25 protein-coding genes are annotated in these 26,117 nt (G+C 37.0%); 6 read left to right on the top strand and 19 right to left on the bottom strand.

Features of this window, described 5'->3' with window-relative positions; translation table 11 throughout:
* Positions 1-73: 73 nt before the first annotated feature.
* Together AC6CH7_RS20675 and AC6CH7_RS20680 are read left to right on the top strand one after the other, a co-directional pair.
* Positions 74-1,771 (top strand): amino acid permease, encoded by a 1,698-nt coding sequence (locus tag AC6CH7_RS20675; protein WP_498264531.1) that lies wholly within the window; start codon positions 74-76, stop codon positions 1,769-1,771.
* A 98-nt stretch (positions 1,772-1,869) separates the two neighbouring features.
* Positions 1,870-2,439 carry a MarC family protein gene (locus AC6CH7_RS20680; protein ID WP_048907221.1) on the top strand — a complete coding sequence of 190 codons (570 nt, stop codon included), beginning with the start codon at positions 1,870-1,872 and terminating at the stop codon, positions 2,437-2,439.
* Between the two features lie 159 nt (positions 2,440-2,598).
* Here the strand turns inward: AC6CH7_RS20680 and AC6CH7_RS20685 are convergent, their stop codons facing one another.
* The 5 genes from AC6CH7_RS20685 to AC6CH7_RS20705 all read right to left on the bottom strand — a co-directional run bounded on the left by AC6CH7_RS20685 (position 2,599) and on the right by AC6CH7_RS20705 (position 8,468).
* On the bottom strand, positions 2,599-3,762 hold the full coding sequence (locus AC6CH7_RS20685; protein WP_498264532.1) for an RsmB/NOP family class I SAM-dependent RNA methyltransferase: 1,164 nt from the start codon (positions 3,760-3,762) through the stop codon (positions 2,599-2,601).
* Positions 3,759-4,991, bottom strand: coding sequence for an ABC transporter substrate-binding protein (locus AC6CH7_RS20690; RefSeq protein WP_498264533.1), 1,233 nt, complete (start codon positions 4,989-4,991; stop codon positions 3,759-3,761). The genes AC6CH7_RS20685 and AC6CH7_RS20690 overlap by 4 nt, the downstream gene beginning before the upstream one ends.
* Positions 4,948-6,477 (bottom strand): glutamine-hydrolyzing GMP synthase, encoded by a 1,530-nt coding sequence (guaA, locus tag AC6CH7_RS20695; protein WP_048907224.1) that lies wholly within the window; start codon positions 6,475-6,477, stop codon positions 4,948-4,950. The genes AC6CH7_RS20690 and guaA overlap by 44 nt, the downstream gene beginning before the upstream one ends.
* 8 nt (positions 6,478-6,485) lie before the next feature.
* The gene (locus tag AC6CH7_RS20700) at positions 6,486-6,935 is read right to left on the bottom strand and encodes a deoxycytidylate deaminase (protein WP_498264534.1); all 450 of its coding nucleotides are present in this window, start codon (positions 6,933-6,935) and stop codon (positions 6,486-6,488) included.
* Between the two features lie 99 nt (positions 6,936-7,034).
* The gene (locus tag AC6CH7_RS20705) at positions 7,035-8,468 is read right to left on the bottom strand and encodes an MFS transporter (protein ID WP_498264535.1); all 1,434 of its coding nucleotides are present in this window, start codon (positions 8,466-8,468) and stop codon (positions 7,035-7,037) included.
* 167 nt (positions 8,469-8,635) lie between these two features.
* Between AC6CH7_RS20705 and AC6CH7_RS20710 the strand changes: the two genes are divergently transcribed.
* Positions 8,636-9,262, top strand: coding sequence for a LysE family translocator (locus AC6CH7_RS20710; RefSeq protein WP_498264536.1), 627 nt, complete (start codon positions 8,636-8,638; stop codon positions 9,260-9,262).
* A 69-nt stretch (positions 9,263-9,331) separates the two neighbouring features.
* Here the strand turns inward: AC6CH7_RS20710 and AC6CH7_RS20715 are convergent, their stop codons facing one another.
* From AC6CH7_RS20715 to ubiE, 14 genes are all read right to left on the bottom strand, one after another.
* Positions 9,332-11,233 (bottom strand): amidophosphoribosyltransferase, encoded by a 1,902-nt coding sequence (locus tag AC6CH7_RS20715; RefSeq protein WP_498264537.1) that lies wholly within the window; start codon positions 11,231-11,233, stop codon positions 9,332-9,334.
* Between the two features lie 75 nt (positions 11,234-11,308).
* Positions 11,309-12,148 (bottom strand): glutamate racemase, encoded by an 840-nt coding sequence (gene murI, locus AC6CH7_RS20720; protein WP_498264538.1) that lies wholly within the window; start codon positions 12,146-12,148, stop codon positions 11,309-11,311.
* A gap of 106 nt (positions 12,149-12,254) precedes the next feature.
* Positions 12,255-12,818, bottom strand: a complete 564-nt coding sequence (locus AC6CH7_RS20725; RefSeq protein WP_498264539.1) for an OmpH/Skp family outer membrane protein — start codon at positions 12,816-12,818, stop codon at positions 12,255-12,257.
* A 45-nt stretch (positions 12,819-12,863) separates the two neighbouring features.
* Complete coding sequence (locus AC6CH7_RS20730) at positions 12,864-13,394, bottom strand: OmpH/Skp family outer membrane protein (RefSeq protein WP_498264540.1); 531 nt, start codon at positions 13,392-13,394, stop codon at positions 12,864-12,866.
* A gap of 20 nt (positions 13,395-13,414) precedes the next feature.
* Positions 13,415-15,955: an outer membrane protein assembly factor BamA gene (gene bamA, locus AC6CH7_RS20735; protein WP_498264541.1), complete on the bottom strand. Its 2,541-nt coding sequence runs from the start codon at positions 15,953-15,955 to the stop codon at positions 13,415-13,417.
* A gap of 63 nt (positions 15,956-16,018) precedes the next feature.
* Complete coding sequence (gene uppS, locus AC6CH7_RS20740) at positions 16,019-16,759, bottom strand: undecaprenyl pyrophosphate synthase (protein WP_048907231.1); 741 nt, start codon at positions 16,757-16,759, stop codon at positions 16,019-16,021.
* Positions 16,760-16,778: 19 nt separating this feature from the next.
* A complete protein-coding gene (gene porG / locus AC6CH7_RS20745; protein WP_498264542.1) occupies positions 16,779-17,597 on the bottom strand; it encodes a type IX secretion system protein PorG in 819 nt (272 codons plus the stop codon).
* 1 nt (position 17,598) lies between these two features.
* Entirely contained in the window at positions 17,599-18,480 is an 882-nt protein-coding gene (locus tag AC6CH7_RS20750) for an NAD kinase (protein WP_172661187.1), read from the bottom strand.
* Positions 18,481-18,525: 45 nt separating this feature from the next.
* Complete coding sequence (locus AC6CH7_RS20755; protein ID WP_498264543.1) at positions 18,526-19,188, bottom strand: CBS domain-containing protein; 663 nt, start codon at positions 19,186-19,188, stop codon at positions 18,526-18,528.
* On the bottom strand, positions 19,188-19,952 hold the full coding sequence (locus AC6CH7_RS20760) for an alpha/beta fold hydrolase (protein WP_498264544.1): 765 nt from the start codon (positions 19,950-19,952) through the stop codon (positions 19,188-19,190). Before AC6CH7_RS20760 ends, AC6CH7_RS20755 begins: the two co-directional genes overlap by 1 nt.
* Before the next feature lie 110 nt (positions 19,953-20,062).
* Positions 20,063-20,509 carry a GatB/YqeY domain-containing protein gene (locus AC6CH7_RS20765; protein WP_498264545.1) on the bottom strand — a complete coding sequence of 149 codons (447 nt, stop codon included), beginning with the start codon at positions 20,507-20,509 and terminating at the stop codon, positions 20,063-20,065.
* A gap of 19 nt (positions 20,510-20,528) precedes the next feature.
* On the bottom strand, positions 20,529-21,287 hold the full coding sequence (locus tag AC6CH7_RS20770) for an SDR family NAD(P)-dependent oxidoreductase (protein ID WP_498264546.1): 759 nt from the start codon (positions 21,285-21,287) through the stop codon (positions 20,529-20,531).
* 51 nt (positions 21,288-21,338) lie between these two features.
* Positions 21,339-22,070, bottom strand: coding sequence for a type IX secretion/gliding motility protein PorT/SprT (gene porT, locus AC6CH7_RS20775; RefSeq protein WP_498264547.1), 732 nt, complete (start codon positions 22,068-22,070; stop codon positions 21,339-21,341).
* Positions 22,067-22,798 (bottom strand): bifunctional demethylmenaquinone methyltransferase/2-methoxy-6-polyprenyl-1,4-benzoquinol methylase UbiE, encoded by a 732-nt coding sequence (ubiE, locus tag AC6CH7_RS20780; protein ID WP_498264548.1) that lies wholly within the window; start codon positions 22,796-22,798, stop codon positions 22,067-22,069. The genes porT and ubiE overlap by 4 nt, the downstream gene beginning before the upstream one ends.
* Before the next feature lie 52 nt (positions 22,799-22,850).
* Here ubiE and yihA point away from each other — a divergent pair, with 52 nt between their 5' ends.
* From yihA to AC6CH7_RS20795, 3 genes are read left to right on the top strand one after another with little or no spacing between them, the layout of a single operon-like run.
* Complete coding sequence (yihA, locus tag AC6CH7_RS20785) at positions 22,851-23,480, top strand: ribosome biogenesis GTP-binding protein YihA/YsxC (protein WP_498264549.1); 630 nt, start codon at positions 22,851-22,853, stop codon at positions 23,478-23,480.
* Between the two features lie 9 nt (positions 23,481-23,489).
* Complete coding sequence (locus tag AC6CH7_RS20790) at positions 23,490-24,356, top strand: UbiA-like polyprenyltransferase (protein ID WP_498264550.1); 867 nt, start codon at positions 23,490-23,492, stop codon at positions 24,354-24,356.
* 2 nt (positions 24,357-24,358) lie between these two features.
* Entirely contained in the window at positions 24,359-26,074 is a 1,716-nt protein-coding gene (locus AC6CH7_RS20795) for a M3 family oligoendopeptidase (protein WP_498264551.1), read from the top strand.
* Positions 26,075-26,117 lie beyond the last annotated feature (43 nt).

Consider the following 26,117-nt stretch of genomic DNA (forward strand, 5'->3'; position numbering starts at 1 on the left):
TATTTTATTTAGGTTTGGCACATATAATATAAACTAGACGAGTTATAGATACACTTTAACTAAACTTTAAACTATGAATTTTAGAAAGTCAATTGACTTACTTACACAAGAAGCTGCTGAAAGTGGTGAAGGAACCCTGAAACGGACCCTTGGCCCCGTCAATTTGGTGGCTTTGGGTATTGGTGCAATTATCGGTGCCGGGCTGTTTTCCATAACAGGATCTGCAGCTGCCAATAACGCAGGGCCAGCCATTACCATCTCATTTGTCATTGCAGCTCTCGGTTGCGCTTTTGCAGGCTTATGTTATGCCGAATTTGCTTCAATGATCCCGGTAGCAGGTAGTGCTTATACCTATTCTTATGCTACAATGGGCGAATTTATAGCCTGGATAATCGGTTGGGATCTGGTATTGGAATATGCTTTAGGTGCCGCAACGGTATCCATTAGCTGGAGTAGGTATCTGGTCAAGTTTCTAGCGTATTACGATGTCCATCTGCCCGCGCAGGTAACCATGTCGCCTTTTGAAACGGCGACCCTCTTAGATGGCACCGTAGTTTCTGGTATGTTTAACCTACCTGCCGTATTTATTATCGTCTTAATGTCCTTTGTATTGATCAGAGGAACCAGCGAATCCGCATTTATTAATGGGCTTATTGTAGCTATTAAAGTGGTAATTGTATTCATTTTTATCCTTTTAGGATGGAAATATATTAACGCCGACAACTATTCACCTTATTTTATTCCTGCTGATAAGCCAGGTCACGAAAGTATGTTTACGCACGGATGGGGAGGTGTAATACGAGCCGCCGGAATTGTTTTCTTTGCCTATATCGGTTTTGATGCGGTTTCTACAGCTGCTCAGGAGGCAAAAAATCCCAAGAAAGATATGCCTATCGGTATCCTTGTTTCTTTGTTTATTTGTACAATTCTATATATTCTATTTGCACACGTAATGACCGGGGTAGCTAATTTTGACATGTTTAAAGGTCAGGATGGTATTGCTCCCGTTGCGGTTGCTATTGACAATATGGGTGTTAAAAATGCCGCAGGTGTTGTTGTTCCGTCTTATCCATGGTTAAATAAATTGATTATACTTGCCATTCTGGGTGGTTATGCCTCAGTTATCCTGGTGATGCTATTAGGCCAATCGCGGGTATTCTTCTCGATGAGTAAAGATGGTTTATTACCAAAGGTATTCTCGAAAGTTCATCCTAAATATAGTACTCCTGCAAAAAGCAACTTATTATTTATGTTTTTTGTAAGCTTATTCGCGGCATTTGTTCCGGCCACTGTAGTGGGCGAAATGACAAGCATAGGTACTCTTTTGGCATTTATTCTTGTTTGCATCGGAATAGTTATCCTAAGAAATAGAATGCCTGATTTGCCTCGCGCATTTAAAGTGCCTTTGGTACCGCTTATTCCGATACTGGGCGTAGCGGTTTGCTTAGGTATGATGGTGTTCCTGCCTCTTGATACATGGGTTCGTTTAATAGTGTGGATGATTATTGGTATTAACGTGTACCTTTTCTATGGTATGAAAAACAGTTTATTATCTGATAATTTGCAAGCTACATTGGCGAAAAGCACTAAAACAGTTTCTTACGTAGGTTTTGGCCTTGCCATATTGTTGATTATAGTGGCATTAATTCACCACAATATTACTGACGGCAAAGACACAGGATTATACTACTTCTCTCTAATATTTGCTGTTGCTCATATGGTTTTATATTTATATCGCGCTTCAACATCTAGTCGAGTTCAACCAAAGTAATCAAGTATACAAGTATAATTAGCAATAAAAAAGCCACTCAAAACTGAGTGGCTTTTTTATTGCTAATTAATTTACCTTTGTACCATAAATTAACTGCTATGGAATTCAATTTTCGACAAATTCTATCCACTTCAATGGTACTATTCGCTATCATTGATATTCTTGGAGCTATACCTGTAGTAATTGAGCTTAGAAAGAAGGCTGGACACATTCAATCTGAAAAGGCAGCAATAGTTGCAACCGTACTCATGGTTATCTTTTTGTTTGCCGGTGAGACCTTATTAAAGGTTATTGGACTAGATGTTGAATCATTTGCCATTGCAGGTTCATTCGTAATCTTCTTTATTGCCATGGAAATGGTACTTGGTCTGACCATTTTTAAAGAAGGTGATGCCCCTGAAACGGTATCAATTGTGCCTCTTGCATTTCCATTAATAGCAGGCGCAGGAACCATGACTACTTTACTTTCCCTAAAAACTGAATATGCAACTCAAAACATCATTATTGGCATCATCATCAATATGCTGTTTGTTTACTTCGTATTAAAAAATACAGAGCGCCTAGAGAAGCTTTTTGGTAAATCCGGCTTAAATGTTTTAAGAAAAGCTTTTGGAATCATTCTTCTTGCTATTGCCATCAAATTATTCAGAAACAATACCGGCCTGTAACAAAAGTGTTCTTTGATGGTCTAAAATAAAAAAGGCTATGAACAGCTTCGAGCAATTCACGTTGATTATTGGTGTGCTGGCCATATTGTTTGAGACCATAAGTCACATTAAGAGTAAGATTAAGCAGTGGTTTGGCACCCATGGGCACTAAAAGAGTGACTATTTTTTAATAAAGCGAGCAATGAACATGGTATCTGCTTTATCTTTATAGCCTTTAATCACTTCCATTTTTTCGAGTTGTAGAGGTAGGTTTTCTACTATCCACGCTACAACATCTTCATTTTCCTGTTTAAATACAGAACAGGTGATGTATACCAAAGGCTTTCCTGTTTTCAGATATTTAACAACATTACCTGCGATTGCGGTTTGAAGTTTCGAAAAGTAACTGATTTTATGAGCGTCAAAATAATAAAGCATTTCTGGAGTACGCCCCCAGGTACCCGATCCTGAACAAGGTGCATCCAGAATAATCCCGTCAAATTCATAATGATGAAGATCCTGATCGTTGTTCTGAAGCAGATCTAATACTTTCTTCTGATACTTTTTCAATCCCGCTTCACGGAAACGCTCTTCCAGATTGTTTAAGCTATTTTCTCTTACGTCACTAACCAACAACTGTACGCTAGGCTCAAGATCGTGCAGAAGCAGGGATTTACCTCCTGATGCGGCACAACAATCCCACCAGTAGTCCCAGGTCTGAGGTTCAAAAAAATCTCCTGTTTTTTGTGAGGATAAATCCTGTACCTGATAATACTGCTGTGAGGGAACAATTTTTTCCAGCTTAGTTCCATTTGGCAAAGCCAAAGTAGTTTTGCTAATCTCTTCAATCGCTATTTCTGCTTCTTTTAACGTTTCAATAAGTTGGTTTATATAGCTCGGTTTAACTCGCAAAAATAAATCCGGCTGTATAAAAAATGACTCGTAAAAGTCTTGCTTTTCAATATCCTTACTCAGGTTTTCATTGAATATGAATATCTCAGAAAGTTTAAAGGAAGGATACTTGTCTGTTATTAAAGCTATTTTTTTCTGAACGGAAAGATTGATCTGCTCCTTAAACTGAGGCAACTTAGTTTCAATTACCAGGCTTAGTGTTTGATTGCAAAGGAAATCGGCAATAGCCAAACGAAGTAAGGCATCTTCTTTTATGAGTGCCTTGCCTAATCTGAAAAAACTATAAATGTATCTGGTAGCCCAACGTCGGTCAGACGAGCCCATTTGTTTATGTTGCTTAAAATAAGTAAACAAAAAACGATGTAGCGGCTGTGTGCCATCATAACTTTTAAAGACCTGTTCAAATGCCCTGATCTGGTGCTCTACCTTCATTCAATAAGATTTAAAGAAAAATCCTGGTAACGTAACAACATTAAACTGGTATTAATATAACCTAATTTTTCATCATGAAAGAATGAAAAACTATTATGCAGCCCTTTATATTTTTCTTCTGTAATGTATTTCAGATAATCTTTTCCATGTTTAGAAATAAGCTGACCAAAATAAAAGCCGATATCGAATCCCTTAAACGAATATTCACCAGGTTCGAAACTATACGCGGCCCTGTATTTCTTAATAAATGAGATCACATGGCTATTCTTATAGTCGACCTTATAAGATGACGTTACAGCAGTGTTCAGCGCCTGAAGCTTATCAATATTATAATTTTGTTTTATCCAGTCTGGATGACCATACAAATCTATATCCAAACCGGCATTTTTTAATTTCACTAGCTTATCAAGTGTTGGTATTACAAACTTTCTATCTGGAGAAGTTACAATAACGACATATTTTTTATTCTTGATCAGGTTTAGCTCCATAGTAAAAACGGAAGCAAATTCCTGAAAAGTGAACTTTTTCTTGTTGGTTTCAAAATATGCTTTTAAAGGTACTGACAGTAATTTACTGCCTGCATCTTTTGAATCTATGAGCACTAAAACTGTGTTTTCGGGATTGTAATGTTTAGTAATATAAAGCCCTAATTTTTCTACATGTAAGTCTATATTATTTACAATAGAGATCAAATTTGGGTTATTAAATTCCTGCGGATGTGTAGCCGCGAGTGGATTAACAACAGGAATGCCTTTGGCTATGGAGTAATCTTTAATGTATTTTAATCCAGCGGGGTAAACCGGTCCAACAATTAAATTACTGTTGTTTAATCCTCCGTTTTTAATCAATCCTTCAATTTGACTGTTATTGTCGCGGGAATCATAAACATTCAATTTAAAATTGAGGCCTTGTTCTGCTGCGGAATCTATACCAAGCTTAAATCCCTGATAAAAATCGATAGCCATAGCTGATTTTTCGACTTCTGCTTTAGTAGCAGTTTTAAGTCTTAAATCATTTAATCTAAATGGAACAAGCAGAGAAATATCAGCCTGCGTAAATTTAGCCGCGGGCCTTTCTTTTTTCTCTTCTATCTTTTTAGGAACATCGGGCTTTTTAGTAGTGGTCTTTTGAATTTTAGGTGAACATGCAGCTAAAAAAAGTCCAATAAAAGCTATTACCCAATATTTACTCCCACTCAATTGTGGCTGGTGGTTTTGAGCTGATATCATATACGACGCGATTAATTCCTTTTACTTTGTTAATTATTTCGTTAGAAATTTTTGCGAGTACGTTATATGGCAGGTGGCACCAATCGGCAGTCATACCATCAACTGATTCAACTGCGCGAAGGCAAATTACGTTTTCGTAAGTACGCTCATCGCCCATTACCCCAACAGATTGAACCGGAAGGAATATGGCTCCCGCCTGCCAAACTTTATCGTAAAGGCCGGCTTCTTTTAAGTTATCAATGTAGATGGCATCTGCTTCTTGTAAAATGGCAACTTTCTCTGCAGTTACTTCACCAAGAATTCTGATAGCCAATCCGGGACCAGGAAAAGGGTGACGACCAATAATAAAGTGCTCAAGACCTAATGATCTCCCCACTCTTCTTACCTCGTCCTTAAATAAGGTATTAAGAGGTTCTACCACCTTTAACTTCATGAAATCGGGTAATCCACCAACATTATGGTGCGATTTGATTGTTGCTGACGGTCCTTTAACAGACACCGATTCAATAACATCAGGATAAATAGTTCCTTGCGCTAACCATTTCACATCCTGAACCTCATGTGCTTCATCATCAAATACCTCTATGAATACGCGGCCAATTGCCTTGCGCTTTAATTCAGGGTCCTTAACTTTTGCAAGCTGGCTAAGGAAACGTTCTTTAGCATCGACTCCTTTGATGTTTAAACCAAGGTGTTTGTACTGTTCTAAAACTGATTCGTACTCTCCTTTGCGTAACAAACCATTATCAACAAAAATGCAGTGGAGGTTTTTGCCAATTGCTTTATGCAATAAGATTGCTGCAACGCTTGAATCAACACCACCTGAAAGGGCAAGAACAACTTTATCGTTACCTAATTTAGCCTGAAGCTCAGCAATGGTGGTCTCAACAAATGCATCTGGAGTCCACTCTTGTTTACATCCGCAGATGTCTACAAGGAAGTTTTCTAACAATTGTTTGCCGTCAGTACTATGTGTTACCTCTGGATGAAACTGAATTGCATAAGTTTCTGAATCTTTAACCTGATAAGCGGCAACTTTTACACTATCTGTACTGGCTATAAGTTCCGCATTTGCAGGCATTGCAGTAATGGTATCGCCATGTGACATCCACACTTGTGAACCTGTACTTATATTTTTAAATAACTTATTATTATCTGCTACAAAGTTTAGGTTGGCTCTGCCATATTCGCGTGTTGATGAAGCTTTAACCTCTCCACCTGTGTGCTGGGCAATATACTGAGCACCATAACAAACTGCTAAAACAGGATAATGTTTATGGAATTTTTCAAGATCTATTTGAGGTGCGTCTTCCTGACGAACTGAGTATGGACTACCTGAAAATATGATGCCTTTAACGTCAGATGAGATTTCAGGAATATGATTGAAGGGATGAATTTCGCAATAAACATTTAACTCGCGTACCCTACGGGCAATTAATTGTGTGTATTGGGAACCAAAATCGAGAATTATGATTTTTTCTAGCATGGCCAAAGTTAAGAATATTTAATTACCTCCACACCAAATCTTCGCAGAAAATCAACACCTTCATCGCTCGTCAAGCCCTTGTACTCTGCATAGGAGTCTTTATAGTAAACTAATTTAATACCTGACGATAATATTAACCGGGCGCAAGCGATGCATGGCGATAGAGTGGTATATAAAGTTGATCCTGATATTTTAGAACCATTTTTTACCGCATACAATATGGCATTCTCTTCTGCATGTAATGCAAGTGAACAACTACCGCGCGAATCTCTGTCGCATCCTGTTTCCGGCCACTCTTCATCACAGTTATGTGTACCAGAAGGTGGCCCGTTATAACCTATAGAGATAATTCGGGTATCTTTTGTTAGTACAGCTCCTACCTGAGCACGCACACAATGCGAGCGGGCCGACAAATCGCTAGCCAAATTCATAAATATATCTTTAAATCCTTTCTTCATCTGATGCGTTTTAATTCAAAAAAACAGGATGGCAAATATAGGGTAAAAAAAAACTTCCCTCCTTTAAGCAAAGAGGGAAGTTTTTATCCGAGGGTTATTTTAGTGACCTCCGGCTATCTTTTTATCGAAATCAATTCCTTGTTTTCTTAGGATGCCGCTTACTTTCCAAGCATAATATGCCAGATAAGCAAAGCATAGTACACCTACTATATAACTGTATTGGATGCCCGTGAACTCAGATACATATCCTTGTATCCAACTAATAATTCCTCCACCCATGATCATCATGATTAAGAAGCTACTTCCCTGACTTGTGTTTTTACCTAAACCACTAACTGCCAATGTAAAGATACAAGGCCACAATGTACTGCAGAATAGACCAACACTTGTAAGTGCATAAACACTTACCATGCCTTTTGTAAACATACCGATCAAGAGTGCACTAATACCTATGACAGAGAATATCAGCAACATTCTGGCTGGATTTCCTTTACTCGCCATATCAGCAATGATCAATACTAAGATAATTAGACCATAAACATAAAACGGAGCTAAATCATGGTGAAATATTGCATTAACACCTAAGAAGATCCCAAACGCTAAATATGGAGCAACAAATCTTAATATTTTCTGTGCACTCACATTGTCGGTGAAAGCCTCAACAGCTCCAGTCCATCTACCAATCATCATACTAGCCCAGTATAAAGATACATATGGTGCAATATCCTTAATTGCAAAGCCCAAATCTTTTTCCATGTAAGCAGGCAGGTTACTTGCAGTAGATACTTCAACGCCTACATAAACAAATATGGCAATCATACCCAAGACCAACTGAGGATATTTTAAAGCAGAACCCTTATGGCTTGGATCATCAATTACTGACTCAACCAAGGTTGGTCTATCTGGCAAAGAAGATAGCTTTAAAAATACGGCAACCACAATAAACGCAACGCCTAAAATTAAGTATGGTATTTTAACACTCTCAATACTTACATCTTCACTTGCTGTAGACAATGAACCAAAAATGGCAAAACTAACAATTAGGGGTCCTATTGTAGTACCAAAGTTATTAATACCACCTGCTAAGGTTAAACGTTGCGATCCCGTTTTGATAGGCCCCAACGCAATGGCTAATGGATTTGCTACTGTTTGTTGCAATGAAAATCCTAATGCCACTATAAACAAGCCTGATAACATTAATGGGAATGAGCCCAGATTTGCAGCTGGATAAAACAACAGTGTTCCTACAGCAGAAATAACCAAACCTAAAGCTAGTGAATTCTTGTAACCTAGCTTATTTACAAGATCCTGTTTCATTAAAACTGAAATGGCATTATAAATTAGTGCCCCAACCGTATAAGCGATATAAAATGCAAGTGATACCCATTGGCTTTGGCTTTGAGTTAAGTCAAATGCTTTTTTAAATACCGGTATTAATATGTCATTACTGGCAGCTACAAAGCCCCAAAAAAAGAATACTGTGACTAAGGGAATAAATTGTCCCCACTTGGTTTGAGAATTTTCTGAACTCATTTTAAACTTGGTTTTTTAGAACGCTAAACATAAATAAAAAAAACTATAAGCTAAAGTGTAATGTTTACACATTGCAGGGACTTACATTTCTGCACGAAAACAAGTAAAAAAATAAGGTCACTTTATGTTTAAAATCGCATATTAGCGTATTATATATGTTTAGCTGAATGTTTGAAGCAATATTACAAGGGGTAGGTGCGGGGATTTTATTTTCGTTTTTAACGGGTCCCGTATTTTTTTCCATGATAAAAACCAGCATAGAAAAGGGCTTTAAAGCTGGGTTCTCTTTAGCTATAGGTGTAGTTTTCAGCGACATAATCTTTATCTCGCTTACTATATTCAGTTCCCAATTTGTTGACTATAATTCTGAGTACAATCAATACATTGGTATTATTGGTGGGTTATTCCTTTTTGGAATTGGCCTCTACTATCTTTTCAATAAAGTAAAAGTAAGCTACGATATTTCAGAAACCGTAAAAATCAAAAAAAGAGGTTACATATTAAAAGGCTTTTTAATGTGCCTCTTGTCTCCCTCTACTTTGATGTTTTGGATTATGGTTGGGGGTATTATTTCGGTGCAACTTCATTATGACATGGCCGAAAAGGTAGTATTCTTTGTAATTGCGATGGCAACGCAGCTATCAGTTGATTGCGTTAAAACGTATTATGCGGCCAAATTAAGATACCGGATTAAGGAAAAAAGCATTCAGAACCTCAATAAAATAGCGGGCGCAGTGATCTTAATCTTTGCAATCAGGTTGTTTATTCAGGTATTTATAAAGTATCACATGTAAACAAAAGCGATAAAAAAGTCCCGTTGCATTTACATGTAACGGGACTTTTTATATCTGCTAATTGCGCTTCTAGTAAGCTCTTTGATTGTTTCCTTCTTTCCAGTTTACAAAGGCTTTATTAACAACTTTATTTCCTCCTGGGGTTGGGTAATTACCCGAGAAGTACCAATCGCCGGTATGATTTGGACAAGCCACATGTAAATTATCTAATGTCTGATAAATTACCTCTACCTCTGCATTGATATTATCAGGAGTAATAATTTTGGTGATTTGTGCAGAGATTTCCTCTTGCTTAAATGGTCTGTAAATGTCTTTTACATGGTTTACAATCTCCTCTTTTGGAAGCAACAATGAAGCTTTACATTTTTGGTATACCTCTTCAATAATATGCTCCATTCCACGAGCTTTCAAAAGTTGAATTGCTGCTTCAAAAGCGACAAACTGTCCCATCTTCGACATATCAATGCCATAGCAGTCAGGATAACGTATCTGTGGTGCTGATGAAACGATAATGATCTTTTTAGGGTGCAGTCTATCAATAATTTTGATAATACTCTGCTTAAGAGTTGTACCCCTAACAATTGAATCATCAACCGCCACTAAAGTATCTGTATGATTTTTTATTACACCGTATGTGGTATCGTAGACATGGGCAACCATATCACCTCTGTCTGCATCCTGGGTAATAAATGTTCTTAACTTAACGTCTTTAATCGCTAATTTCTCTACCCTTGGAGACATGGACAATAACTCATCCAATTGTTCATCATTCAAGGAATCTTTGCGATGCAATAAAGTATCTTTTTGTACAGTTCTGATGTAACTATGTAACCCTTCAACCATTCCATAAAATGAAACTTCAGCAGTATTAGGGATAAAAGAGAATACTGTGTTTTTTAAATCCGATTTTACAGCACTAAGTATTTGCTTACAAAGTAAAGCTCCTAAATGCTTTCTTTCTTTATAAATCTCGGCGTCACTACCTCTTGAAAAGTATATACGTTCAAAAGAGCATGCTCTTTTTTCTTCAGGTTCTCTAAAAATCTCCTGGGTTACAGTGCCGTTTTTCTTAACGATTAGCGCATGACCCGGTTCAATTTCTTTAACGTCTTTGAATGGGATATTAAATGCAGTTTGAATTGCCGGTCTCTCTGAAGCGGCTACAACAATTTCATCATCCTGATAATAATAAGCCGGGCGGATACCTGAAGGATCACGAAGGATAAATGCATCTCCATTTCCTACAATACCAGAGATTGCATAACCGCCATCCCAGTTTTTCGCGGAGCGTTTTAATATTTTTGCAATATCTAAATTCTCTGAAATCTTATGAGTGATCTGAACATTATCAAGCCCTTCTTTTTTGTACTCATCAAAAAGCTCCTGATTTTCATCATCAAGGAAATGGCCTATTTTTTCTAAAACGGTAACGGTATCAGCTTGTTCTTTTGGATGCTGACCAAGCTCATAAAGTTGTTCCAGTAATTCATCTACATTGGTCATGTTAAAATTACCGGCAATAACAAGATTACGGGTCATCCAGTTATTCTGACGTAAAAATGGATGACAGTTTTCTATGCTATTTTTACCGTGTGTACCATAACGTAAATGTCCCAGTAAAACTTCCCCAATAAAACTTACATTATTTTTTAGCCACTCAGCATCCTGCATCAATTCAGGAGTTTCGTTTTGAATGTCAACAAATTTGTTCTGAACGTAACCAAAGATATCCGCAACAGCATTCTGCGCCATTGAACGGTATCTGCTAATGTAGCGATGACCTGGTTTTACATCTAGTTTAATTGTTGCAATCCCTGCTCCATCCTGCCCACGGTTGTGCTGCTTTTCCATTAAGAGGTAAAGCTTATTAAGTCCGTAAAGTGCAGTCCCGTATTTTTGCTGGTAGTATGAGAGAGGTTTTAAAAGGCGAATAAAGGCTATTCCGCATTCATGTTTTATCGAGTCACTCATTATGTGTTATTTGAGCGGCAAATTTACCGTTAATAATAATTAGAACCTAGAAAGAAATACAATCTTTCGGTCAGATTATAATGACTGGGTTTTCAGGCTTATACGGTGCGAAATAACATCAGATCCAAAAAAAATGGAGGCGTGCCTGTTAAACACCTCTTCATCTCCGGAAGTGAAAAATGATTTCTTACCCTCTGTTGCAATCTTTGATGCGATCTCAGGATGATTTTTTAGATACAACACAAGGCTGTCTCCTACAATATCACCCTGCCCCAATAAACTTACGTTTGCTGGAAGCTTTTCTTTTATTTTAGGAATAAGCAAGGGATAATGTGTGCAGGCTAAAAGAATACAATCTATTTTGTGGTCCTTCTCCAGCAATTCATTAATGTATTTTTCTACAAAATAATCAGCCCCGCGATCCAAATGCTCGTTGTTCTCCACTAATGGCACCCACATCGGGCAACTTTGTTGAAGAACCTCTACTTCAGGAAAAAACTTATTAATCTCTATCAGATAAGACTCGGAATTGATTGTTCCGCGGGTCCCCATGACTCCAATAGTTTTCGATGAGGTAAACTCCCCTACTATTTCTGCCGTTGGCCTGATTACTCCAAGGACTCTGTTATTAGGATATTTAAAAGGTAATACGTTCTGCTGTATTGAGCGAAGAGCCTTTGCCGAGGCCGTGTTGCAAGCCAGGATGACCAATTGGCATCCCTGGGCAAATAACCATTCCACACACTCTAAGGTATACTGATATACGGTATCAAATGAGTGATCTCCATAAGGCGAACGGGCATTGTCACCAAAATAGATATAGTTGTATTGAGGTAGTTTTTGGGCTATTGATTTAAAAACTGTTAAACCGCCATAACCTGAGTCGAAAACACCAATGGAATGCTTAATATTCATTGCAAAAAAAACGGGATTGAGTTTTATCACTCAATCCCGCAATTTAAATATTTTTTCCTCTACTAACTGTTTTCTTTCGAATGTTGTGACAGAGGTTTGATTTTTACTATTTTTTAGGAGCAGGAGTTGTTGCAGTAGCAGCAATACCTAACTTAGTTTTAACAAGAGGTGTGATGTCTTCGCCGCCATCCCAGTAAACTAGTCCCTGGTTTGCAGTATCAAATACATAAGTGTAACCTTTCTCTTTTGAAACCGCTTTGATTGCAGCATCAGCTTTTACCTGAATAGGGTTAAACAGTTCTGCATTTTTTGCTTCTAATTCTTGCTGAGCTTTTGTTCTTGCTTCAGTGATGCGTTTCTCTAAGTCTTGCAATTCAGCTCCCATTGTTTGTAATTCTTTACCAACAGTTTCCTTGTTTGCTTCGCTCATCGTTTTTTCTTTATCCTGGGCACTTTTAAGTTTAATCTGGTACTCAGAAATCATTTTATCAATATCAGCAGTTTTCGTTTTTTGAAAGGCCTCCAATGTGGTCCTGGCAGTTTTAACTTCAGGCATTGCTTCAATAATAGCTGCTGAATTCAAGTGTGCCAATTTTTGTTGTGCATTTGCGATGTTGACAGTGAACAATAAGCCAGCTGTTACAAAAAATGCGTTCATTAACTTTCTCATCTTTATTTTTCTTAATAATTGTTTTTAATTTATCTATTTGTGTGTTTATTTCAGCATCGTTCCAGGCTTGAAACCCAATCTTACAATAACGTCGTTACTAACATCATAAGTACTACTTGCGTATATCATCATTGTGGCTTCACTGCTCTTATCAAATATGAAATCAAGGAGCTTAACTTTCGCGACCTCAGAAATGGCCTTTGTAACCTTGTCTTGAATTGGATTTAACAATTTTGAACGGGTCTGAAAAAGATCTCCCTCAGGGCCAAATATTTTACGTTGAAAATCTTTAGCCGCTTTTTCCTTTTCAATGATTTCATTCTCTCTCCTTTTGCGCATGTCTTCAGTTAACAATACCTGATCCGCCTGATAAGCTTTATACATCTTATCTATTTCGGTAAAGTTAGCATCAACCTTCTCCTGCCATTGCTGAGACAGTACATTCATTTGATCCAGCGCAGACTTATACTCAGGCAAATGTTTAAGTATATATTCAGTATCTACGTAAGCAAACTTTTGTGCAAATGCTCCAAACCCGGTGAAGAGCAAAAAGCATATTAAAAAGTATTTTTTCATTTCTAAAAGCAATTAATTAATTAAAGTCCTCCCAATTGTTGTGCAATACTGAAAGTGAAGTTTTGTTTTCCACCATCAGCAATTCCTGGAATTTTATCAAAGGCATGCCCATAATCAATTCCCAACATTCCAAATATCGGTAAAAATATTCTAGCACCAACACCTGCAGTCCTTCTAATGTTAAAAGGATTAAAATCGCCAAACTTGTTCCAGGTATTACCACCTTCAGCAAATGCTACAATAAATGCAGTTGCTTGTTGACTTGCAATCACTGGGTATCTTAATTCCATAACATACTTGGTAAATATAGGACTTCCTGAATTCTGCGCGATATTCGCATCAGATCCTTGTGGAATTACTGCGTTATTTGCATATCCACGCATTTTAATTACTTCTGAACCTTGTAAGAAATCAAATCCCTGCATACCATCACCCCCTAATTTAAAACGTTCAAATGCCGATTCTCCAACTGCCGAGTTATACGTTCCTAAGAATCCAAACTGAGCTTGTGCCATCACAACAAATTTGCCGGCCAATCTTTGGAACCACTGAGATTCAAACTTCCATTTGTGATACTCTGTAAACTTATAACGTTGTTTATCAGATGCTGTTGCATAATTAATGTTATTCAAAAGAGAGTATGGAGGCGTTGCCTGAATAGTGAACTTAAAGTACGAACCCTCTGTTGGGAAAATCTGATGATTTCTTGAGTCCCTGCTTAGCTCTTGAGTTAAGTTAAGGTTGTAAGAAGTTCCTGTGCTGAACAAATACCCTGGATAGTTATTTAAGATATATTGTTGAACATTAATAGCATGTGTTAACTGAAAATAGTTGTCAGGAAAATTCAATCTTCTACCCAAACTAACAGTCACACCATTTAAACGAATCTTTTGGAAGTTGCGATCACCAGCTTTCAAACCATTTGACTGTAATGATGTAAATGCACTAACACCAAAACTGATTGGTTTCTTACCACCAAGCCAAGGCTCAGAGAAAGAGAAACTGTAAGATTGATAATACTTACCGTTTGTTTGTCCGCGAAGACTTAATTTCTGACCATCACCTTTAGGCAAAGGTTTGTAAGCATCCAGGTTAAATATGTTTTTTAATGAGAAGTTGTTAAAGGTAAGTCCTAATGTTCCAATGATGTTACCACCACCAAAACCACCAGACAATTCGATCTGATCAGAAGGTTTCTCTTCGACCGCATACTCAATATCTACTGTACCATCAGCCGGATTCGGTTTAGGAGTTGGAACCGTTTTAGATTCATCAAAGTTACCAAGTTGTCCGATCTCACGAACAGTACGGATCAATAAATCCTTTGAGAATTTTTCTCCTGGCTTTGTACGAATCTCCCTTAATACTACCCTGTCATTTGTTATGGTATTTCCTTTTAAGGTAATACGATTATTGGTATACTGAGGTCCTTCATAAATACGCATTTCCACATCTACAGTATCACCATGAATTTTGGTCTGCACAGGATCAACGTTGAAAGTCAAATAACCATCATTAAGATAAATACTTGAAACATCATCACCATTTGCACTACCTCTTAATTTCTTTTCAAGCTTTTCTTCACTAAACACTTCTCCTTTTTCAATACCAAAGGTCTTTTCTAAGATCTCAGTTGTATACTTAGCATTACCTGCCCAGGTAATATCGCCAAAGTAATATTTGGGACCTTCATACACATCTATATTGATACCAATTGCTTTATCACTATACTGGAAAATGCTATCTTTAAGGATAACCGCATCACGATAACCTTTATCCTGCATCTTGGCAATAAGCGTTACTTTATCTTCATCGTATTTTTCCTTGTTGAATTTTCCGGAGCCAAATACTTTATAGAATGCCTGTTGCTTTGTTTTCTTTAAAAACTTACGCAGTTTAGCAGATGAAAAATCCTTATTTCCGGTAAAGTTTATCTCATGAACCTTTACTTTTCGGCCCTTATCAACAAACACTTGCAGAATCATCCCATTCTCCAAACTTGGATCAGGTTTAGTTTTATACTCTACTGTAGTAAAGAAATAGCCCTTACCTAAAAGGAACTTCTTTATTGTTGCAGTTGTTGAATTGTATAAATTATCATTGATAATAGATTTCCCGCTTTTCTCATTTAATTTCTCCATGATGTCAGTCTTTTGCGACTTACTCACGCCATTAATTTCAAATGAACTTAAACGCGGTCGTTCAACCACCTCAATGTCAAAATAAACAGTATCCTCTACAATTTTAGCGATATCTAACTGCACATCATCAAATAAGCCTTGAGCCCATAAGGTCTTAATTGCATTGGCTGTTGCCTCACCTGGCAATACAATACGTTCTCCCTTTATCAATTTAGATAAAGTAATGATTACATCCTTGTCAATGAAATGAGTTCCGGTAAGGGTAGTACCTCCAATGATGTACTCTTTTGGATTAAAATAATCCAAGTCCAGGCCCTTAACTTTAAGGGTAGGTGGTGCAGTATTGGACGGTCGGGTAATCTGTGCCATTGTTGGTAAACCAATCAATAACAATAATATGAGTTGATATATTCTTTTCATTTACAATCTAAAAATCGATGCTAAGTTAATTTAAACACATGTTAAAAAGTGTTAAAAGTAAAATTAGTTCAATTGTTCACTAATTTTACCAAAGCGGCGTTCGCGTTTTTGATAGTCTACAATAGCCTCAAAAAGGTCTTCTCGCCTGAAGTCGGGCCATAGTGTTTCAGTAAAATAAAGTTCTGTATAGGCCATTTGCCATAACAGGAAATTACTCACTCTATGTTCACCGCTTGTTCTGATCATGAGTTCAGGATCAGGGATGTTTACTGTTGTTAACTCAGCTGCAAAATTTTCTTCATTAATGTCTTCAATATTTAATTTCTGGTCTTTAACCTTCTGTGCCAGTTTCTTAGCGGCATCAATGATCTCCCATTTAGCGCTATAGCTTAATGCCAATGTTAAAGTACAGCGGGTATTCTTTGCTGTCTTTTCCATAGCACTGTGTAAGTCATCAATACATTTTTGGGGTAACGACGCAATGTCACCAATTGCATTTAACCGGATGTTATTTTTGTTAAGAGTAGCCGTTTCCTGATTGATTGTTGATATCAACAACTCCATCAAGGCATTAACTTCTTCAATAGGTCTGTTCCAGTTTTCTGTCGAAAAGGCGTAAACAGTTAAATATTTTATTCCTATATCAGCGCAACCCTCTACAATATCTTTTACAGACAACACACCACTTTCATGACCGAAGTGTCTGAATTTACCCTGATTTTTTGCCCATCGCCCATTTCCATCCATGATGATGGCAATGTGCTCTGGCAAGCGTGTTACGTCGATTTGTTCTTTAAATCCCATTAATTTCCTGCAAATATGCCTAAAATGTATAACATTTTTGGGACACAAAGGTATAAGATATGCCAATACCTACAAACATATATGTATCTCTTTTTCTAAAATCACCTCTTTGAGTGTACTGAAGCACAGCGGATGTAGCAGAATTTGAAGGATTTGATAGCAGTTTACTTATAGCCCCATTTGGCTCGTTAGCCCAATGTGTCATGTTTGGATATAAGCCACTTACATCATCAAGATAATCAGTATATGCTGTTCTATAACCAATCTGACTAAATAACCCCCAGTTTTCTTTCAATTTTACCTTTACTCCTACCCCATAAGGAACCGTTAGTGCATAATTTCTGTAAGATACATTTTGTCCTTCTGTATGGTAATCTCTCAATTTATATTTTTTATCTTCCAATCCCACAACACCTGAATATCTGGCGGTAGGATTATACAATACCCCACCTATTCCTGTAAAAATATAAGGCGAGAATCTTTTTGTGCCTCCTCCCGCAAAGTATTCAAAAAAATTGAAATCTACCTGCAGGCTCACTTCATTTAATGCCGTGCTAAAATTTAGCCCTCTATTTCTGAAGTGTTCATTGTCCGATTTTGTATCATCTGCCTTTATCTTTCCATATGTATAATGAAGCCCAACGGCCCAATATGGATCTATATTTACTTTAACAAAAGCCCCGGCCGAGATCCCACTTATTTTTAGCGGTTTGTTTTGATTCAAATCTCCTAAATAACCTGCTCCACCAGCCACTGCACCCACCTCAAAAACCTGGGCTTTTGCACTGATTCCACAAAGAAACATTGCAAGAAAATAAACAAGTTGTTTCTTATCCATTTTAATAATTTCGGGTATCTATCCCCCAAAGCAATTTATTCCTTAAAGTAGTTAAGTAGGTCTCGTTATTAAGCCTGATTAAATTTACATGAAAGCTAGCCTTATTCAGTATTATTTTGACAGACTTGTCCACTGTTTCTGTTCTTGAATCGCAGGAAACTAAAAATTTGGAGCTTCTTGCCTCAATTTCAAAAGTTAACGACACATCGTCAGGAATAATCACCGGCCTTACATTCAAATTATGTGGCGCAATTGGCGTAATAACAAAGTTTTGTGAACTTGGATAAATAATCGGGCCACCGCAGCTCAGTGAATAAGCTGTAGAACCAGTCGGTGTGGCAATAATTAATCCATCTGCCCAATAGGAGTTAACGAACTCATTGTTCATATAAGCATGAATAATCATCATGGCCGAGTTATCTCTTCTATGAATCGTAATGTCGTTCAGGGCAAAGTTTTCATCACCAAACAACCCATGTTTAGAAGTTAAGCTCAACAAACTCCTTTTATCCAAGGTAAATTCCCGGTTGTGCAGTGCTTCAAAGGCTTTCTTTATTTCATCTTTATTAATACTTGCCAGAAAACCCAAACGTCCAAAATTAATCCCTATTACAGGAATTCCTGAGTCGCGGATTAATGATAAAGTATCCAGCAAAGTTCCATCACCACCTAAGCTCAATAATACATCTGTTTCTCCCAGAAGATCGTCGTGACAGGTAAAAACCTGCATATTGGCTGGCAATTTGATTTTGTCTTTTACAAAATCGAGGTATTTATCGTAAACCAGAATTGGGCTTTTATAACTATCGAGAACATTAAATACTTCCTGCACATAAGGCAATACACTATTATTGAACTCTCTACCGTAAATTGCAATCTTCATTAATGTATTTTCATTTTGCGGTTATGGAATCTGTATAAACCCTGGTTATACATTTAAATAATTCATAAATGAATTAAATCTATCTTCGGTACCATTGTCTGATATGGTACTGTTAAATACTGCCTTAACCTGGTAATCGTAGCGTTCAAAAGAAGCTATTATTCCTGAAAGATCAGTTTTATTAATTTTTAAAGTGACTTCTAATCTGGTAGAATCTGGAAAAGATTGCACGTACGATGAGAGGATCTGAGCATTATCTGCTTCAACAATCTGCGCCATATGCGACAATGAGTTGTTCCTATTACTTATTTCCAAAACGATTATGCCACCGTACTCCTTTACCGCAAAGATATTTGAGGTGTACTCTAAAAGATTGTTTATTGATATCAGACCTAAATAATTCTTTTTATAGTCCAATACCGGAACTACCGATAAGTGTAGCTGATTAAATAACCTTATGATGTCATAAACATGAACATCTTCAAATACAAATGGATTTAAGATGGAAAGTGATAAACTACCGATAGGTTGTTCAACATCTCTAACTTCAATTAACTCTTCCTCAGCAACTAATCCAAGAAACTGGGTTTCGTTAACAATTGGTAGATGGTACAATTTGAACTCAGCCATTCTATCCAAAGCTTTCTGAACCGAGTCAGACGTCTTTAGCGGTGGTATTGAATTAGATATGAGTTCAGATGCAAACATTATTTAAGTAAAATTCTATTTAAAAACTTATCCAGATAATCATTAAAAACCTGTGGTCGCTCCATCATTGGTGCATGGCCACATAAATCTACCCAATTCAATTCTGAATTCGGCAAAAGTTGATGAAATTCTTCTGCAACTTCTGGTGGTGTTACTTTATCTTGCTTACCCCAGATTAAAGAAACGGGTATAGTTATACGAGAAAGGTCTTTAGACATGTTATGGCGAATAGCAGATTTTGCCAATGCCAGAATTCTAATTACTCTTGAACGATCGTTAACACTTTTATACACTTCATCAACCAGTTCTTTTGTTGCAGTTGCCGGATCGTAGAAAGTAAATTCTACTTTTTCCTTAATGTAATCATAGCTCTCTCTTCTTGGGAATGACCCTCCAAAAGCATTTTCATATAGTCCAGAGCTACCGGTTAATACAAGAGCCTTTACATGTTCCTGATGAGAAACTGTAAACACAAGACCAACATGACCACCAAGTGAATTCCCTATCAAAACAACCTGTCCCAGTTTTTTGAATTTTATAAATCTGTGAATGTATTTAGATAAACTTTTTACCCCGAGTGTGAGTATTGGTAGCTCATAGATGGGCAAAATTGGCACCATGACATGATAATTTTCTTTAAAATGATCAATCACATCCTCCCAATTGCTTAGTTCTCCCATCAAACCATGAAGTAATACCAGGGTCTCACCTTTTCCAGCTTCTATATATTTAAACCCATCTTCTTCTATTACTTCGTATCTCATATTGAATATTTTGTAAGGTATGCTACTAAGTTAGTAGACTAAAATTAAATTAATGTAATTTTAAAACATTATTTTAAGAAAAAGGCTTAATGTGCTTAATCCAGCATAATTTATGCCAATTGTGTTTTTACAATCTCTGCAATTAATTTACCGTCGGCTTTACCTGCCAGTTCCTTATTGGCTAGCCCCATTACCTTACCCATTTCCTTTACAGAATTTGCACCAGAATCCTTAATAATTTGTGAAATCACCGCTTCAACTTCAGCTCTGTCTAGTTGTTTAGGCATAAAATTGCTGATTACCTCAATTTCTTCTTCTTCTACAGTACTCAGATCTTCTCTGCCCTGCTGTTTATAAATGTCTGCCGACTCTTTGCGCTGCTTAATTAATCTTTGTAAAATCTTAAGCTCAGCTTCTTCGGTAATTTCCTCTGATGATCCCTTTTCAGTTTTCGCCAATAACAAGGCTGCCTTTATTGCTCTTAAGCCCCTAAGCCTTGCCTGGTTTTTCGCAAGCATTGCCTGTTTTATTTCCTGATCTATCGTATTAGCTATCATATGATTTTCTGTTAGTATTCTATTTTCTATTAATTATAGTACCTGTTGCCTGCGCTGTTGGCATTATCAACATGTCATTTATATTTACATGAGCAGGTCTGCTTACTGCAAACCATATTGCTTCAGCAATATCATTTGCAACAAGGGGTTCTAATCCATCATAAACCTTTTTTGCTCTACCCTCATCTCCTTTAAACCGAACCTTAGAGAATTCCGTTTCAACCATTCCGGGATTTATAGCGGTAACTTTTATGCCATGGGGCAACAAGTCAATTCTCATACTTTTATTTAAAGCATCTACTGCATGCTTAGTGGCACAATATACATTTCCGTTAGGATAAACCTCTTTACCTGCAATTGATCCAATATTTACGATATGACCAGATTTCCGGGCAATCATCCAGTTAGAAACTATGCGTGTAGTATACAGCAAACCTTTAACATTCGTATCAATCATAGTGTCCCAATCATCAATATTACCTTTATCTATAGGATCAAGCCCCTGACTTAAGCCGGCATTATTAATTAAAACATCTACTTTCTTCCATTGTTGTGGTAAAGTTTCTAAACGATAAGATAAATCTTCATTATCTCTTACATCCGCAACTATCTTTTTAACTTCAACGGCATATTTATCTTCCAGATGTTTAGATACCTCTGCTAAAAGCTGTTCTCTTCTGCCTAGTAAAACTAAGTTATAACCTTGAGCCGCAAACAAATGCGCACAAGCAGCCCCAATACCTGAAGTTGCTCCTGTAATTAATGCAATTTTTGACATCCCTGATTTTATTGATTATTAAGCAAAGCTATAATTTTTTTAGCAGTAGCATTACTCAAAAAATAAACTGAATGTCACATGACGCAGCATTAATTTATCAATTGGATAAGAATAGCGATTAGGTTCATCCTTTAAAACACTATTGAAGGAGTAGGATAACTTAATCTCTGGCGACATTTTAAAATATTCGAAATAGAGGTCAAAACCCAATCCGGCTTCATATGAGAGATAGTTGCGCACATTATTCAGCATCTTTTCTCCCGGGTCAGTTATATTCGCATTATTTGTCTTTTTCTTTGATGAAATATCCATTGAATATTTAGCTCCTCCGATCATGTAAGCTCTAAAATTATTCCTCCTATCCGATTTCAGCTTTATCCCAAGTGGGAACTCCACCAGTGTTGAGGATATTTTCCTTTCAACATTATCCTTAAGTTCGTCATGGTGATATGTTAGTATCCTATCATTAAATACCAATATTGGTGTAAATCGTAGATCAGCATTTTCGATCAGCCGTTTATTTACAACAAAGCCAATTCCGAAACCAGGTGAAGAATCTGATGATATTCCTGTTAACCCGGGAGCTACCAGACCAGATTCCATATCCTTATTATAAGGTTCTCTCCAATCCCCCTTCTTTAAAATCTTATACTCTGATGAAAGGTACTGAAATGTAAATCCGAAATGGAGATTGGAATCATCTACCCCACCTCCCCAATTTTGGGCCCTGGCCGACACACATGCAAATAAGCATAAAATAAGTAAGCCTGATTTTATTTTCATTTGGTCCCAATATAAATTGCACTTATACCAAACGTAAGGCGCCTGTCCTTGGTGTTTGTAAAACCAACCTTATTCATTAAACAGGTAAACTCTTCGCCATCCGGAAATGCGGCTACAGATTCCGGCAAATAGCAGTAAGCTCTGTTATCTTTAGAAAACAGCTTACCGAGGATCGGTGTAACATGTTTAAAGTAAAAATTATACCCCTGTTTAATCGGAAATTTTCTGGGTTTAGAAAACTCAAGTATCACAATTTTACCTCCTGGTTTCAAAACCCTGTACATATCTGCAAGTCCTTTCTCCAGATTTTCGTAATTCCTTACACCAAAGGCTACCGTTATTGCATCAAAATGATCATTACTAAACTGTAATCCTTCCGAATCTCCCGTCTGAACAGAAAAAACATGCTGCAAATTCCTATCCTGAATTTTCTTACGCGCAACATCAAGCATGCCTTCAGAAATATCTACTCCAATAATTTTCTCAGGTGCTAAAATTTTTATTGCCTCAAAGGCAAAGTCACCTGTACCAGTTGCCACATCAAGCATGATGCGTGGTTTGATAGATTTAAGTTCCCTTATTGCCTTTTTACGCCATATAATATCAATACCTAAGGACATAAAATGATTTAAAAAATCATAAGTTCCTGATATATTATTAAACATGCTGGCAACTTGTTCCTTCTTTGTTGCCGTTTCAGATTGGTATGGTGTGATGTTTTCGTTCATGGTACGCAGCAAAGATAAGTATTGTTGAAAACTAATTTTCTACCTTTGTCAAATGATTATAAAATCAGCAACATTTATTTGTAGTAATACAAAGGTTTCAGCACTGCCTGTTGCCAATATGCCCGAGTATGCATTTATTGGACGTTCAAACGTTGGAAAATCCTCGTTAATCAACATGCTTGTTAATCAGCATGGATTAGCAAAAACCTCACAAAGGCCAGGTAAAACCCAATTAATTAACCATTTCCTGATTAATGAGAAGTGGTATATTGTCGATTTACCCGGTTATGGCTACGCTAAAGTATCAAAAAGCAGTCGCGAGAATTGGGAAAAGTTTATACGAAATTACATCACAAAGCGTGAGAGCCTACAATGTGTTTTTGTATTAATAGATAGCAGGCTTGAACCACAAAAAATAGATCTTGAATTTTGCTGCTGGATGGGAGAGATTCAAATTCCTTTTGCACTTGTGTTTACCAAAGCAGATAAACAAAGTGCAGTAAAGACTGATCAGAATGTTTCGGCATTTAAAAAAGCACTAAAAGGATGGTTTGAAGAAATCCCCCCATACTTTGTAACTTCTGCAGAGAAAAGCACCGGTAGAGATCAGATTTTGGATTTTATCGATCAGGTTAACCTGGATTTTGTAATGCCCATTTTAACCCCTAAAGAAGATTTTTAATAAAAGTTAATGAAAAAGTATTTTTCACTGGTATTGTTTGCCCACTCTATTTTTGCTTTACCATTTGCACTAATAGGCTTTTTTCTTGGGGTAACTACTACCCCAAATCCATTTAACTGGCTACTGTTGGCATTGGTATTACTGTGCATGGTTTTTGCTCGAAATGCCGCCATGGCATTTAATAGGTATCTCGACAGAAACATAGATGCAAAAAATCCCCGCACTCAAATGAGGGACATTCCTGCAGGTAAAATATCTGCTAACGAAGCATTAATATTTGTAATTATTAACTGTGTTCTTTTCATTACCACTACTGCCTTCATTAACAGCCTTTGCTTTTATCTTTCGCCTGTGGCCCTCTTTGTAGTACTATTTTACAGTTACACAAAAAGATTTACAGCATTGTGCCATATGGTACTCGGCCTGGGGCTTTCACTTGCTCCTATTGGCGCCTACATTGCAGTAACCGGAGCATTCAACATCGTTCCTGTTCTTTATTCATTTGCCGTATTGTTCTGGGTTAGTGGATTCGATATCATATATGCTTTACAGGATGAAGATTTTGACAGAAATGAAAAACTACATTCTATCCCCGCAGCAATGGGAATCAAAAATGCCCTAAACCTTTCGGTAATATTGCATGTTTTTTCTGCACTTTGCGTAATCCTGCCGGTAATGTTTACTACATTCAGCTGGGTTTATTATGTAGGTGTGGCATTCTTTTGCTTTATGCTAACTTATCAGCACTTACTTGTAAAACCTAACGACATCAGTAAAGTAAATAAAGCATTCGCCACAACAAATGGTTTTGCTTCAGTAATATTTGCCATTTGCTTTTTAATTGACGCCTTCTTAAGAACCAATTTTAATTTCTAACTATGATTAACCTTACCATACCTAAAAAGAAAAGAATCTATATCCCTCAAAATCTGGAAATGAAATGGGACAATCTTGAACCCATACTTAATGAGCTATTGGCTCGTCCCATAGATAATGTAAATGATTTAGAACAATGGTTAAAGGACAAAAGCGAATTAGAAGCTGCTCTTGAAGAGGATTTTGCATGGCGATATATTAAAATGAGCTGTGATACTGCTAATGAAACCTTAGTAAAAGATTTTCAATATTTTGCTACCGAAATTGAACCTAAAATTTCGCCAATTGCAAATCAGCTTAACCAGAAATTTAACGATAGCCCGTTTATTGATGAACTGGACCATGATAAATATTTTGTCTACATCAGAGCAATCAGAAAAGCATTAGAGATTTATCGCGAAGAAAATGTAGAGCTCTTAACTAAACTTCAGGTAACTCAGCAAAAGTATCAGGCCATTACCGGAGCAATGAGCGTGATGATCAACGACAAGGAATATACATTGGAACAAGCAGCCAACTTTGTTAAAGATACAGATAGAAGTGTAAGACAACAGGCATGGGGAACCATACAACAACGTCGCCTCGTAAATAAAGATGAGTTAAACATTTTGTTTGATGAGCTGATTGTTATGCGCCACCAGGTAGCAGTAAATGCTGGTTTCGAGAACTACCGCGATTATATGTTCCAGGCGCTTGGTCGTTTTGATTATACCCCGCAGGATTGTTACCATTTTCATGAAGCTATAGAAAAGCAAATTGTTCCCATTCTAAAGGAACAGGCAGAAAAAAGAGCTAAGCTACTTGGAATTGATGAATTAAAGCCATGGGACATGGAGGTAAGTACCACTGGAAAACAAGCTTTAAAGCCATTTAAAAATGGAAAAGAGTTGATTGATAAAAGTATCGACTGCTTTAATGCCATTAACCCTAAATTAGGCCAGATGCTTTCTATTATGAAAGCTAACAACCTTTTTGATGTAGAAAGCAGAAAAGGAAAAGCACCGGGTGGTTATAACTACCCTCTTGCAGAAACTGGTGCACCTTTTATTTTCATGAACTCTGCCAATTCATTAAGAGACCTAACTACTATGGTTCATGAAGGTGGCCATGCCATACATACCTTCCTTACTGCAAATCTGGAATTAAATGACTTTAAACACTGCCCTTCGGAAGTTGCAGAACTTGCTTCAATGAGCATGGAACTCATTTCAATGGACAACTGGGGCATCTATTTTGATAATGAAGAGGATCTCATCAGGGCAAAAAAAGAACAGCTTGCTGATGTGCTTAAAACCTTGCCATGGGTTGCTGTTATAGATCAGTTCCAACATTGGATTTATACCAACTCTGGCCATAATGCAGCTGATAGAGAGGAAGCCTTTAAGCAAATATATACCCGTTTTGGTAGCGGATTTGCTAACTGGGACGGCTTAGAACATGAGTTCGGCAATGTTTGGCAAAAACAATTGCATCTTTTTGAAGTCCCTTTTTATTATATTGAATATGCTATTGCACAATTAGGAGCAATAGCGATCTGGAAAAATTATAAAGAAAATCCTGAACAAGCATTGGAACAATACCTTGCAGCACTATCATTAGGATATACTAAACCCATCAATGAAATTTACGAAACTGCAGGAATTAAATTTGATTTCAGCTTAAACTACATTGAAGAGCTGGCATCATTTGTAAAGGATGAATTGCATAAATTAGGCTAAGTTTACAACATAATATCTAAGTTTGAATATCAAAACCGAACCT

Source organism: Pedobacter sp. GQ55, assembly GCF_059758925.1.

Excerpts from the sequence above, each read along its gene's own strand:
- AC6CH7_RS20675 (WP_498264531.1), top strand. The coding sequence starts at position 74 with ATGAATTTTAGAAAGTCAATTGACTTACTTACACAAGAAGCTGCTGAA.
- AC6CH7_RS20680 (WP_048907221.1), top strand. The coding sequence starts at position 1,870 with ATGGAATTCAATTTTCGACAAATTCTATCCACTTCAATGGTACTATTC.
- AC6CH7_RS20685 (WP_498264532.1), bottom strand. The coding sequence starts at position 3,762 with ATGAAGGTAGAGCACCAGATCAGGGCATTTGAACAGGTCTTTAAAAGT.
- AC6CH7_RS20690 (WP_498264533.1), bottom strand. The coding sequence starts at position 4,991 with ATGATATCAGCTCAAAACCACCAGCCACAATTGAGTGGGAGTAAATAT.
- guaA (WP_048907224.1), bottom strand. The coding sequence starts at position 6,477 with ATGCTAGAAAAAATCATAATTCTCGATTTTGGTTCCCAATACACACAA.
- AC6CH7_RS20700 (WP_498264534.1), bottom strand. The coding sequence starts at position 6,935 with ATGAAGAAAGGATTTAAAGATATATTTATGAATTTGGCTAGCGATTTG.
- AC6CH7_RS20705 (WP_498264535.1), bottom strand. The coding sequence starts at position 8,468 with ATGAGTTCAGAAAATTCTCAAACCAAGTGGGGACAATTTATTCCCTTA.
- AC6CH7_RS20710 (WP_498264536.1), top strand. The coding sequence starts at position 8,636 with ATGTTTGAAGCAATATTACAAGGGGTAGGTGCGGGGATTTTATTTTCG.
- AC6CH7_RS20715 (WP_498264537.1), bottom strand. The coding sequence starts at position 11,233 with ATGAGTGACTCGATAAAACATGAATGCGGAATAGCCTTTATTCGCCTT.
- murI (WP_498264538.1), bottom strand. The coding sequence starts at position 12,148 with ATGAATATTAAGCATTCCATTGGTGTTTTCGACTCAGGTTATGGCGGT.
- AC6CH7_RS20725 (WP_498264539.1), bottom strand. The coding sequence starts at position 12,818 with ATGAGAAAGTTAATGAACGCATTTTTTGTAACAGCTGGCTTATTGTTC.
- AC6CH7_RS20730 (WP_498264540.1), bottom strand. The coding sequence starts at position 13,394 with ATGAAAAAATACTTTTTAATATGCTTTTTGCTCTTCACCGGGTTTGGA.
- bamA (WP_498264541.1), bottom strand. The coding sequence starts at position 15,955 with ATGAAAAGAATATATCAACTCATATTATTGTTATTGATTGGTTTACCA.
- uppS (WP_048907231.1), bottom strand. The coding sequence starts at position 16,759 with ATGGGATTTAAAGAACAAATCGACGTAACACGCTTGCCAGAGCACATT.
- porG (WP_498264542.1), bottom strand. The coding sequence starts at position 17,597 with ATGGATAAGAAACAACTTGTTTATTTTCTTGCAATGTTTCTTTGTGGA.
- AC6CH7_RS20750 (WP_172661187.1), bottom strand. The coding sequence starts at position 18,480 with ATGAAGATTGCAATTTACGGTAGAGAGTTCAATAATAGTGTATTGCCT.
- AC6CH7_RS20755 (WP_498264543.1), bottom strand. The coding sequence starts at position 19,188 with ATGTTTGCATCTGAACTCATATCTAATTCAATACCACCGCTAAAGACG.
- AC6CH7_RS20760 (WP_498264544.1), bottom strand. The coding sequence starts at position 19,952 with ATGAGATACGAAGTAATAGAAGAAGATGGGTTTAAATATATAGAAGCT.
- AC6CH7_RS20765 (WP_498264545.1), bottom strand. The coding sequence starts at position 20,509 with ATGATAGCTAATACGATAGATCAGGAAATAAAACAGGCAATGCTTGCG.
- AC6CH7_RS20770 (WP_498264546.1), bottom strand. The coding sequence starts at position 21,287 with ATGTCAAAAATTGCATTAATTACAGGAGCAACTTCAGGTATTGGGGCT.
- porT (WP_498264547.1), bottom strand. The coding sequence starts at position 22,070 with ATGAAAATAAAATCAGGCTTACTTATTTTATGCTTATTTGCATGTGTG.
- ubiE (WP_498264548.1), bottom strand. The coding sequence starts at position 22,798 with ATGAACGAAAACATCACACCATACCAATCTGAAACGGCAACAAAGAAG.
- yihA (WP_498264549.1), top strand. The coding sequence starts at position 22,851 with ATGATTATAAAATCAGCAACATTTATTTGTAGTAATACAAAGGTTTCA.
- AC6CH7_RS20790 (WP_498264550.1), top strand. The coding sequence starts at position 23,490 with ATGAAAAAGTATTTTTCACTGGTATTGTTTGCCCACTCTATTTTTGCT.
- AC6CH7_RS20795 (WP_498264551.1), top strand. The coding sequence starts at position 24,359 with ATGATTAACCTTACCATACCTAAAAAGAAAAGAATCTATATCCCTCAA.